Source organism: Aliinostoc maniaoense, assembly GCF_058172895.1.
The window spans coordinates 5,763,025-5,774,390 of the sequence record NZ_CP187952.1; the positions used below are offsets into that span (position 1 = coordinate 5,763,025).

The 11,366-nt window shown below is 41.8% G+C and carries 13 protein-coding genes; 8 read left to right on the top strand and 5 right to left on the bottom strand.

Annotated features, from left to right (window positions below; genetic code table 11):
* Positions 1-821 precede the first annotated feature (821 nt).
* From ACPZ3T_RS25220 to ACPZ3T_RS25230, 3 genes are all read left to right on the top strand, one after another.
* Positions 822-950, top strand: a complete 129-nt coding sequence (locus tag ACPZ3T_RS25220) for a hypothetical protein (protein ID WP_490272180.1) — start codon at positions 822-824, stop codon at positions 948-950.
* Between the two features lie 9 nt (positions 951-959).
* A complete protein-coding gene (locus ACPZ3T_RS25225; protein ID WP_490272181.1) occupies positions 960-1,481 on the top strand; it encodes a Ycf51 family protein in 522 nt (173 codons plus the stop codon).
* A 281-nt stretch (positions 1,482-1,762) separates the two neighbouring features.
* Positions 1,763-2,662: a DNA-methyltransferase gene (locus tag ACPZ3T_RS25230; RefSeq protein ID WP_490272182.1), complete on the top strand. Its 900-nt coding sequence runs from the start codon at positions 1,763-1,765 to the stop codon at positions 2,660-2,662.
* A gap of 75 nt (positions 2,663-2,737) precedes the next feature.
* Here ACPZ3T_RS25230 and ACPZ3T_RS25235 read toward each other — a convergent pair whose 3' ends face one another.
* Positions 2,738-2,950: a hypothetical protein gene (locus tag ACPZ3T_RS25235; RefSeq protein WP_490277364.1), complete on the bottom strand. Its 213-nt coding sequence runs from the start codon at positions 2,948-2,950 to the stop codon at positions 2,738-2,740.
* Between the two features lie 522 nt (positions 2,951-3,472).
* Between ACPZ3T_RS25235 and ACPZ3T_RS25240 the strand changes: the two genes are divergently transcribed.
* Genes ACPZ3T_RS25240 through ACPZ3T_RS25250 form a run of 3 tightly spaced genes read left to right on the top strand, consistent with a single transcriptional unit; the run spans position 3,473 to position 5,190 of the window.
* Positions 3,473-4,633: an SGNH/GDSL hydrolase family protein gene (locus ACPZ3T_RS25240; protein ID WP_490272183.1), complete on the top strand. Its 1,161-nt coding sequence runs from the start codon at positions 3,473-3,475 to the stop codon at positions 4,631-4,633.
* A 36-nt stretch (positions 4,634-4,669) separates the two neighbouring features.
* Positions 4,670-5,032: a DUF4864 domain-containing protein gene (locus tag ACPZ3T_RS25245; protein WP_490272184.1), complete on the top strand. Its 363-nt coding sequence runs from the start codon at positions 4,670-4,672 to the stop codon at positions 5,030-5,032.
* Entirely contained in the window at positions 4,996-5,190 is a 195-nt protein-coding gene (locus ACPZ3T_RS25250) for a hypothetical protein (RefSeq protein WP_490272185.1), read from the top strand. The genes ACPZ3T_RS25245 and ACPZ3T_RS25250 overlap by 37 nt, the downstream gene beginning before the upstream one ends.
* A 4-nt stretch (positions 5,191-5,194) precedes the next feature.
* Here the strand turns inward: ACPZ3T_RS25250 and larE are convergent, their stop codons facing one another.
* Positions 5,195-6,022, bottom strand: a complete 828-nt coding sequence (gene larE, locus ACPZ3T_RS25255; protein ID WP_490277365.1) for an ATP-dependent sacrificial sulfur transferase LarE — start codon at positions 6,020-6,022, stop codon at positions 5,195-5,197.
* 334 nt (positions 6,023-6,356) lie between these two features.
* Positions 6,357-8,141, bottom strand: coding sequence for a hybrid histidine kinase/response regulator HrmK (gene hrmK / locus ACPZ3T_RS25260; protein WP_490272186.1), 1,785 nt, complete (start codon positions 8,139-8,141; stop codon positions 6,357-6,359).
* A 324-nt stretch (positions 8,142-8,465) separates the two neighbouring features.
* Between hrmK and ACPZ3T_RS25265 the strand changes: the two genes are divergently transcribed.
* Positions 8,466-9,332, top strand: a complete 867-nt coding sequence (locus ACPZ3T_RS25265) for a branched-chain amino acid ABC transporter permease (RefSeq protein ID WP_490272187.1) — start codon at positions 8,466-8,468, stop codon at positions 9,330-9,332.
* Here the strand turns inward: ACPZ3T_RS25265 and ACPZ3T_RS25270 are convergent.
* Together ACPZ3T_RS25270 and ACPZ3T_RS25275 are read right to left on the bottom strand one after the other, a co-directional pair.
* The gene (locus tag ACPZ3T_RS25270) at positions 9,312-9,470 is read right to left on the bottom strand and encodes a hypothetical protein (RefSeq protein ID WP_490272188.1); all 159 of its coding nucleotides are present in this window, start codon (positions 9,468-9,470) and stop codon (positions 9,312-9,314) included. The genes ACPZ3T_RS25265 and ACPZ3T_RS25270 overlap by 21 nt on opposite strands.
* A gap of 138 nt (positions 9,471-9,608) precedes the next feature.
* Positions 9,609-9,743, bottom strand: a complete 135-nt coding sequence (locus tag ACPZ3T_RS25275) for a photosystem I protein PsaX (protein WP_490272189.1) — start codon at positions 9,741-9,743, stop codon at positions 9,609-9,611.
* Between the two features lie 378 nt (positions 9,744-10,121).
* On the opposite strand from ACPZ3T_RS25275, the gene sat reads away from it, so the two are divergent.
* The gene (sat, locus tag ACPZ3T_RS25280; protein WP_490272190.1) at positions 10,122-11,300 is read left to right on the top strand and encodes a sulfate adenylyltransferase; all 1,179 of its coding nucleotides are present in this window, start codon (positions 10,122-10,124) and stop codon (positions 11,298-11,300) included.
* Positions 11,301-11,366: the final 66 nt, after the last annotated feature.

Here is an 11,366-nt window from a genome sequence, read left to right on the forward strand (position 1 = left end):
TCTACAATACAGAATAAAGTGCATCTTTATCAAGAAACGGTATAAGCCGTAACGCACCGAAAGCTCTATAGAAAGTGCTGGATTCTCACTGCTCAGACAACGACAAGATTTTAGGAGGAAAATCCACACTGCAATCTGCCTCCCCTCCGTGTCGTTAAAAAATTAAATATAAGTCTTATATTATCTTTGAAATTAACTGACTATTAATAGTAGTTATAACTACAAAATAAATTAATCAATGGTGTTAATTTTCCGTGGTTACACTGCGGCTATTTAGAGGTTGTTGTTAATAATATGATTATATTCACGTTTGTGACTGTGAGTGTGACTAATCTAATTAGTCACTGTTGCTGATTGTTGGGAAGGTGTAGGGACAACCCTATTGGGTTTTTCCTGCATAACGGGCATCTTTTTAAAGATGCCATTTTTTATGGCTATTTTTTGTTAATTAATTCGGTTCTATTTGTATATAAATTATTAATTTAAGTATAACGAGTTGAAGAAATTAAACTACGTTAAATAATGTAAAAAGAACAATATTTAGTTCGTAGTAAGGACTTTAGTCCTTATTTGTTCCCTGCGGGACGCTGCGCGAACGCAGAGCGTCTGTCTACGACACGCTACGCGTTGGCGTAGCCTCTGTCTACGACACGCTCCGCGAACGTAGAGAACGGAGAGAGAACTAAAGTTCTCACTACAAACCTTGAATTATTTACCCTGTTCTACTTAAATTTTTGATTATTACTATTAGTCTAGCCGCTAAGGCTGTTATGAGTTGTCACAATTGATGGTTGGTGCGTGACGCTATGAGTCTCATGACTATGTTTAAATACTTTGGCAGCGTCACACACCCTACATCTACATCTGCCTTACAACATCCCCATGAGTTTGCCGGTGCATTCATCGGTAAAATGGGTGTGTCAATCATGAACCGAAAAACACCCAAGTAGCCAATTGATATGCTTACAACAGCTGACTTTCTTGAATATACTCAATGGTCGGGTATTGCCACCCTAGCGTTTGCTGCATTGGCAATACTAGCTTTTCTGTTTAAATGGGGTATCCGCTTTCGACTAGTAGGTATAACTGGCTTTATGTTGGTGCTAACTGGTGGTTTATTTTCGCTGTCAATAGTGCCTTTGAGCCGTACTGTGATTCCAGGTGCAGTAAAATACACTCTAGTCTACGATAATGGTTCAAATCAAGCAGTAATCGCTCTATCACCTCAAATTTCCCCAGACGAAGTAGAAGCTACCCTCATTCAAGCTGCTAGTAATCTCTATTCTTTCGGTCGTTCTGGTAGACAGGGAGATGATCAGCTAACAGTGCGGGCGCGTACCATTATTCACCCAGAACCAGGACTTTCTATACCACTTTACTTGGGCGAAGTCAAGCGATCGCTCGCTAATCGTGAAGATCAAAATTTAGCAATCAAGATATATCCAGAAAAGTTTGCTCAACTACCGAAATCTAACGCTTAATGAAAAAGCAGGGGAGCAGGGAGCAAGGGCGCAGGGGAGCAGGGGAAAAATCGGGGATGTTAGCGGGGTAGAACCTACCCCTCCGGGGAAGCAAGCTAGTAAGAGAGTCTGTCTACGACACGCTCCGCGAACGCAGAGAAGTTTGGTTGGTACTTTTAGTTCCCCCTGTCCCCTGAGTTTTTTGGTAAAATTGCTTGTAGCGTGGGATAATCTTGGATGTGACACAAGCAACTCAACCCTAAAGGCGATCGCATTAAAATTACTCTCTTGTCAAACTCTACTTGCATTCACAACCAATAACTACAATTATCAACTTTACACCTTATTACACACAACAATACGGCCAAGCATATTTAGGTGACAGCCTAGAAATTCTTACGAATATACCAGACAGCAGTATTAACTTAATCCTGACTTCCCCGCCATTTGCCTTAACCCGTAAAAAAGAATACGGTAACGCCAGCGCAGAAAAATACATTGAATGGTTTTTACCTTTTGCCTACGAATTTAAAAGAGTTTTAGTAGACAATGGCTCATTTGTTTTAGATTTAGGTGGTGCTTATCTTCCGGGTAATCCTATACGCAGTATCTATCAATACGAGCTTTTAATTAGACTGTGTAAGGAAGTCGGCTTTTTTCTGGCTCAAGAATTTTACCATTATAATCCAGCACGATTACCTACCCCAGCAGAATGGGTGACAATTAGAAGAGTCCGTGTCAAAGATGCAGTAAATATAGTTTGGTGGTTGTCAAAAACACCAAACCCTAAAGCAGATAACAGAAAAGTATTAAAGCCATACAGCAAAAGTATGAAACAGTTGCTTAAAAATGGCTATAAACCCCAAATTCGTCCTAGTGGACATGATATTTCTGATAAATTCCAAAAAGATAACCAAGGCGCAATTCCGCCCAATTTATTAGAAATTGCTAACACTGAATCTCAAAGTGCTTATTTACGACGCTGTAAAGCAGCCGGAATTAAACCTCATCCCGCAAGATTTCCGCAAGGATTTGCTGGATTCTTCATCAAGTTTTTGACTGATGAAGGAGATGTAGTACTAGATCCATTTGCAGGTTCTAACACTACTGGTTTTGTTGCTGAAACTTTACAACGTCGATGGGTTTCGTGTGAGATTAATGAGGATTATCTACTGGGAAGCCGTTATCGATTTGCTGATTAGTTAATAGCCTATGAGTCAGCACGGAATAGAGTTTAGGCAATGTGCAAATTTGACTATTAACTCTCAAAAGCAGATTTAAATTTCACCGTTTACTTGCATTTGATGAACTTGATCTGCTAATTCTTGACGACTTTGATCATCAAGCTTATCTATCGCTAACATTCCCATGAGAATTACCTCTTTTAGCGTTAAACGGGTGGAATGTGCTTGTTTTTGCACTGTTTCTTTAATAATTGGACTTACTCCAATTGCTGTACTAGCTCTAGCCACAAAATTTCGGGGACAAATTAGTTACTTCGCATAAATCTTAGCACCTATTACTAGCTTATTCATCAATAGAACCTAATTTAAATGTGTCAGAACACATAATTAAATTTTGTAATGTAAAAATATTAATACTGTGTAATATTTAATTCACAGTATTAAATACTTTAGGGGAGAAATATTATCTAGACCTATATATACCGCAAGCAATACTATTGGGTAAATATCTTAAGTAACAAAACAGACAGATCATCAACCTGCCCTAGAGCAGTTTTGTTTAAGCTCGATTAGATAAAAATAATCCAGTAATAATCAAGAGATATTTTAGGTATCTAAGGCAACTAACTAACGTAGAGATGCGTAAGCCTTAACTTGACAAAATATGCTTTAAAGAATTTGTAAATTGTCAAAGATAATATTGTTAACCTAGTTTACAGAAATATACACTTTACATAAGAATGATAATTTGACCACCGTAAAATTTCCTGAATACGGACAACTAAGACTGTCAAAGGAAAAAGCAGTAATTACAGGAGAAAAACCACGATGAGGGATTCTTATCTGTTGGCAGCAGGATTGTTAACAGGATTAGCAATACCAGCATCCGCTATTCCACAGATGTCAATTCTATTGCCACAAAAGCATAGCTCTGAGTGGAATGCCAAAAAAGACTTGCAGACAATCACAGATAGCAAACATCACCTTAAGGGTGACATATCAACACCGGAATTTAGTCACCAAGTATCCCATCCTCAACAAGATTTACAACCAGTATTGGGGCAGAAATTATTGCCGCACAAGCTTAACATTTCTTTACCAGAATTAAGTAGTCATTTTTTACCCCCTTCAACAGCATCAGAACCAAAGAGTAAGCAAAAAAAACTCTCTAGTGAGGATGTAGTTTCAGCAGAATTGACTAATCAACAAGTACCCATATCAATAGAATCATTATTTAATCCTAGTCATCAACCAGCAAATGTAGTATTAACTTCTGGTAATCAACTTTATTATCAAAGATTAGAAGCATTAAAAACAGGTCAAATTTACACCCGTAGAGATGTTGACAACTTTGAAGAATTAGGGGAATCAAGGGGAAAACAGCAGTTAACTTACGAAGATTGGAAAAGTTTATTAGCTTTAGAAGCAAAAGCGATCGCTCAAGGCCAAGGTAAAAACCGTCTGAGTATACTAGTGGGTGATTCTTTAAGTTTGTGGTTTCCCAGACAAAAACTGCCGACTGGTAAGTTATGGCTCAATCAAGGCATATCTGGAGACACTTCTAGCGGAATTGTCAAACGACTAACCACCTTTTCCCAAACCCGCCCGGATGCAATTTATATCATGGCTGGAATTAATGATTTAAGAAAAGGTGTGAGTGATGCAACAATCTTGAGAAATCACCGTCGGATCATGGGTAGCTTACGGCGAAATCACCCGAAAGCTCAAATATTTGTGCAATCCATCTTACCGACTCACGTATCCACCATTTCTAATAGTCGTATCCGTCATCTCAACGCTAGAATCGCTCAGATTGCCAAACAAGAACGAGTTAATTACTTAAACATTTATGGTTGGTTTACAGATAGTGATGGCAATTTGCGCTCAGATTTAACTACAGACGGAATACATTTATCGCCAGAGGGTTATGAAGTGTGGCGATTTGCTCTCCAGCAAGTAGAATATAAACTCTCTCAAACTAGAAATTGAGCATCTTACTACTACTAGGCGATCGCAAGCAGATTTATGGAAGCTACCGATAAAGATTTTATTGCTATACGTGCTGTGATAGAAAGCCAACTAGCAGCATTTCAAAAAGATGATGCTCAAGCAGCTTTCGCTCTTGCTACTCCTGGAATTAGAGAACAATTCCAAACAGCAGAGAATTTTATGCGGATGGTGAGTCTGAGCTATCCGGCTGTTTACCGTCCCCGCTCAGTATTTTTTGAGAAAATTACTACTATTCAAGACAATATTACTCAGCCAGTATTGCTACTCGCACCTGACGGTGTACCCCTGCGAGCCTTATATTTTATGGAAAAACAACCGGATGATACTTGGAAGATTAACGGTTGTATTTTAGTCTCGGTGGAGGCGGAGACGATTTAGGGGCAGCGCGGGGACAGGGGGACAGGGGGGCAGGGGGACAAGGAAGACAAGGGAGACAGGGGAGACAGGGGAGACAAGGGAGACAAGGGGGACAAGGGAGACAAGGGAGACAAGGGAGACAGGGGAGACAAGGGAGACAAGGGGGCAGGGGGGAATAGATAATTAACTGTCAACTGTGGCTACTGGTTTGATGACTTGGTTTAATTTACCACTGCGATAACCTTCTAAATCTAGGGTGACGTAGATAAATCCTAAGTCTTGGAAGGCTTTGACTACGGATTCTAAGTCTGTCATCAGGACAAAATCTTTGATTTTTTCTGGCGGTAGTTCAATGCGTGCTGTGTCGCCTTCAGAACGGACACGCAAATTCTGCCATCCTAATTTTCGTAGGTAAATTTCGGCTCTACCGACGCGTTGTAATTTGGCTACGGTAATTTCCTCACCGTAGGGAAAACGGGAACTCAAACAAGGTTGGGCTGGTTTCTCCCACCAAGGTAAACCTAATTGCTGGGAAAGTTGACGGACTTCTAATTTAGATACACCAATTTCTGCTAATGGCGATCGCGCTCCTCTTTCTTTGGCGGCTTGGATTCCTGGGCGATAATCGTGTAAATCATCGGCATTTACGCCATCGATGACATAGGGATAACCCAACTCTACAGCTAAAGGTTTGAGGTTGTCGTGTAGTTCGCTTTTGCAGAAATAACAACGGTTGACTGGGTTAGCGGTGTAATTGGGATTTGCCATTTCATGAGTCTGGATGATTTCGTGAGTAATCCCAATGGTTGCGGCTTGAATTTTCGCGTCTTCCAGTTCTTCTGGTAGTAATGACGGTGAAACAGCCGTTACAGCCAAAGCGCGATCGCCTAAAACATCATAAGCAATCTTAGCCACTAAGGTGCTATCAACACCGCCAGAGTAGGCAATTAAAGCCTTTTCCATTTGTGCAAATAATACTTTGAGTTTCTCTAGTTTTTCTGTCAGCATCATTTCTATATTGGGAATTGGGCATGGGGCATTGGGGATTGGGCATTGGGCATTGGGGAGGCAGTGCGTTGCTTTGGTTTCCAAAGTTGTAGCAACTGCTGTCATTGGGCATTGAGGTGCAATCTAACGCCGTGTGCAACCTTCTCTCAAACCTAACCCCCAACCCCTTCCCTACATAGCTTGCTTCTCCGAAGGAGTGGGAAGGGGAGCAAGATTCAAAGTAGAGACGTTGCATGCAACGTCTCTACAGTTGTAGGGGAGAGGTACTCTACGAGAAGAGCTTCGCTCTATGGAGAGGGGTTTATAGAATAAGTCGCACATCGCGTAATCTATCTTGTCACCTGTTACCTAAACTATATTTACCTACTAAATCAGCTAAAAGGGATAAGTCAATTGGTTTAGAAATATATTCATTAAATCCTGCTGCCAGGCAGATTTCCCGATCGCCTTTCATGGACATTGCTGTCTGGGCAATAATAGGAATCTGGTGATATTCTGGTTTTTCTCGTAACTGGTGTACCAAATCTAGTCCACTGCTATTAGGTAAGCGGATATCCATGAGGATCACGGCTGGTTGTTTGTTGGCGAGTGCTGCCCACATTTCCATTTCATTTTTTACCCAAGTTACTTGATAACCTAATTTACTCAGATGAATTTGGATCAGTTCACCATTTGGTAAATCATTTTCTACGAGTAAAATTTCGTTGCAAGGGCTGGGAGTTGGTAAGGGCTGTGAGGATGATCCTTGTTCATCTTCCTCTGTTGTTGTTGATAAAACTGCTCGCATCGGCTTTAGAGGCAAAATTATCGTAAAACGAGAACCAACATCAATTTCTGATTCCACCTCTACATAACCATTATGAATGGCTGCGAGTTGTTGTGTTACGGCTAAACCTAAACCAGTACCTTCATATTGGCTAGGGGAGGAATTGGGAATTTGGAAATAAGGTTGAAATAGTAAAGCTTGGTGTTCTGGGGATATGCCTGTACCTGTATCCCAGACAGTAAAATGTAGTTGTAAGTCTTGTTGTGTCACTTTTAAACCTACACTACCTTTGCTGGTAAATTTTAAGGCGTTAAACAACAAGTTTAATAACATTTGCTTGAGTCGTAGGGGATCAGCAATGAGGGTTGTGACATCGGGAGCGATTTCCAAAGATAATTTCAACCCCTTATTGCCGGCTTTTTCCTTAACTAAGGTGAGAACATTACGGCACAATTCTGGCACATCCACTTTTTCCCATTGTACTTCTAGCTGGTTAGCTTCAATTTTGGACAGATCCAAAATATCGTTAATTAAAGCTAGGAGGTGCTTACCACTGGATTGAATGATGTTTAAATACTCACGATGACGTTCTCTGGTGGGATCGTAGCCTTGGGCTAACAGTAGGTGAGTAAAGCCAATAATTGAACTGAGTGGTGTACGGATTTCGTGACTGGTGTTGGCTAAGAACTGGTTTTTTAGTTGATTTGTGCGCTTGAGTTCTTGATTAGAGACACTAAAATACTGCGATCGCTGTTGTAAAGATTGTATATGTTGCAATTGAATCAAGGCTTGCTCACACTGCTGGGCGGCTTGACTCATGAATTGGGGAATTAGTTGTAGTTGTGCAGCTGTCATTTTTGTTAGATGACAGTTGGCTGTAGTGGTAGCCATAAGTAGCCATGCCATCACTGCACCAGATTGATCATGCAATGGCCAAGCTTGAGGCGGTTTTTGTGTTTCAAAATCCTGCAAATCTTGAAGTTTAATTACAGTTTGCAATTTTAATTGCTGTTTTTTGCCATTTTTCAGTATCAATTCTCCAACTGAGTCATGAGAATCAACAGATGAAGGGCAAGAAATATAGTAAACTTTACCAACTGTATCTTCTGGTTGATATAGAGCAATAGCCACGCCGCTACTGCTTACAGCCATGCTGATTTCCTCTACCACAGTTTGCCAAATGTCTGCTTCTGGGCTGGTATTTTGGGGCATAGCCTGCAATATCGCCAGTTGCAAATCATTCAGGCGGCGTTGTAGCTGGTTCAAGCTGCTCTCCAGCCATAACTCAGCCCGAAGTTGTGGAATTGTGGCATCTATCTGTGAGTTGTGTTCTGGTAAGCTTGAATACTGCGGCATGGTCAACTAGACCGTTGGACAACTTGAAAATTACGCAAAAATTGCGAATAGGATTCTATGTATATTAGCTCACAATTATTTTTTGTCGAACAATCATAAATTATGGTGTCTATCATTACTGTACAACCAAAAATATTATCTGGGATCAAACTCCTATTTGATGGTGTGTTGGCAGAGTTTGCGCTTGCGCTTAAAACTCTCTAAAACGGCAAAAGCTAAAGCCTCTAGTGTCTACTCCTTAGTCCAATAATTGCAAAAATCAAAGTGAATGACTAGATAAATCATTCCAAATAAATATTAGCTGACTTTATTTAGATCGAACTTATGGATACACAAATTATTCAACTTATTGTCAATGGCATTGCTGTGGGGAGCATTATTGCTTTAGCCGCCGTCGGATTGACACTTACTTACGGGATTTTACGGTTGTCTAATTTTGCCCACGGTGACTTTTTAACTTTAGGTGCTTATTTGACGTTATTTTTAAACACTTTAGGACTAAATATTTGGCTGTCAATGATTTTGGCAGCAGTTGGTACAGTATTAGCCATGCTGTTATCCGAGAAATTACTGTGGTCGAAGATGCGCGCCATTCGTGCTAACTCCACAACTTTGATTATTATCTCGATTGGGCTGGCTTTATTTTTGCGGAATGGGATGATTTTAATTTGGGGTGGCAAGAATCAAAATTATGATTTACCGATTATCCCGGCTTTAGATATCTTTGGTGTGAGAGTGCCACAAAACCAATTAGTGGTGTTGGCTTTGGCAGTGTTGGCAATTTTGGGACTGCATTATTTGCTGCAAAATACCAAAATTGGCAAAGCGATGCGAGCGGTGGCGGATGATTTAGATTTAGCCAAAGTATCGGGAATTGATGTAGATAAAGTAGTTTTGTGGACTTGGGTAATTGCTGGGACGCTGACATCCCTGGGTGGGAGTATGTATGGATTAATTACAGCTGTGCGTCCCAATATGGGGTGGTTTTTGATTTTACCCTTATTCGCTTCAGTAATTTTGGGGGGAATTGGTAATCCTTATGGAGCGATCGCCGCAGCTTTTATCATTGGTATAGTTCAAGAAGTCAGTACACCTTGGTTGGGTTCACAGTATAAGCAAGGTGTAGCTCTGTTAATCATGATTGTGGTGCTGCTCATTCGTCCCAAAGGTTTATTTAAAGGAACGATTTGAGAACAGGGCATAGGGCATAGGGCATGGGGCATTGGGCATGGGGCATTGGGCATGGGGCATTGGGCATGGGGCATGGGGCATTGGGCATTGGGCATTGGGCATTGGGCATTGGGCATTGGGCATAGGGAATGACCCCATGCCCAGGAACTCAACTGTTAACTAGTGTTCTACCAAGGCAAGTTTTCTTGGTAAATAAGTTAGTAGTAAGGACTTTAGTCCTTAACTTGAGGGCTTTAGCTCTTACTACGAACTCCGCAAACTTGGCTGGTTGAACTACTAGTCAATAATGTGGAAGTAATAGGCGGCTACCAAAAAGTTAACAGCTAGTAACAATAACGCCCAACCTGTACGGAAAGTATAGGGAGGTTGCGCGCCGGAATCTGCAACTGCGGGGCTTTTGATTTTAGCCATAGGGTGTACTCCTAAATGTCATGACTCTCTCAGAAATACCAAACACAGGCGCATATTATCAAAATTCTTTAAAAATATTTGTGTGAAGTGAAAGATTTGGGCATGGGGAATTGGGCATGGGGGAGGCAGTGCGTTGCGGAGGTTTCCTCCGTTGTAGCAACTGCCGTCATAGGGAAGAGATCACCAATGCCCCATGTCCTATGCCCTAAGCGAAGGGGCGACTATCCCTCTCCAGCCACTCTTGGGTTGGAGTTTCCCGTCGCTTTCAATAAAAATCCTCCGTCTATGAGTCAAACTATTTTTTTCGTCGTACCAGCATTTTGATAAGTTAGTACATAGTTCGCAACAATTTATAGTTATCACCGAGGGGGGTTTAATTTGAGTCAGCATCCAGATGCCATTGCAGCGCACGGTGGACAGTTAGTCAATCGTATTGCCACACCGGAACAAAGAGAAGAATTTCTGTCCAAGGGCGAGTTTTTACCACGGGTACAACTTGACGATCGCTCCCTTTCTGATTTAGAAATGATTGCGATTGGTGGTTTTAGTCCTCTCACTGGTTTTATGAATGAGGCAGACTACAACCGAGTAGTAGCCGAAATGCGTCTAGCTAACGGTGTGGTCTGGTCAATACCTATTACACTTTCAGTCAGTGAAGAAGTGGCTGCACCTTTAAAAGAAGGTAGTCTTGTGCGTCTGGATAACCCCCAAGGTGAATATGTCGGGGTTTTACAGCTAACACAAAAATATCATTACGATAAAACCCGCGAAGCCATTAATGTCTACCGTACCGATGAGGCTAAACATCCAGGGGTACAGGTAGTTTATAACCAAGGTGCGGTGAACTTAGCCGGTGATGTTTGGCTATTGGAACGCCATCCCCACCCATATTTCCCAGCCTACCAAATTGACCCAGCCGCTTCCCGGCAGATGTTTAGAGAGAAGGGTTGGAAAACTATTGTCGGTTTCCAGACTCGCAACCCCATTCACCGCGCCCATGAATATATTCAAAAGTGCGCTTTAGAAACCGTCGATGGTCTATTTTTACATCCCTTAGTCGGTGCAACCAAAGAAGATGATATTCCGGCGGATGTGCGGATGCGCTGCTATGAGATTTTGCTAGAACACTACTACCCCGCAGACCGGGTAATTTTAGCAATTAATCCCGCCGCCATGCGTTATGCTGGCCCCCGTGAAGCCATTTTCCATGCTTTAGTGCGGAAAAACTACGGCTGTACTCACTTTATCGTCGGTCGAGATCATGCCGGTGTGGGTGACTATTATGGTACTTACGACGCTCAATATATCTTCGATGAATTTGAGCCAGAGGAATTGGGTATTGTCCCCATGAAGTTTGAACACGCGTTCTACTGCACCCGCACCAAACAAATGGCGACTACCAAAACCAGTCCTAGCCAACCACAGGAGCGCATTCACCTATCGGGGACAAAGGTAAGAGAAATGCTCCGTCGTGGTGAATTACCCCCACCAGAATTTTCTCGTCCCGAAGTGGCCGCAGAATTAGCTAGAGCAATGCGAGTACAAGTATTGGCCTAAAAGGGGTATAAGGGTATGGGGGAGTAGGAGAGCAGGGGAGCAGAGAGACAAGGAAGACAAGGAAGA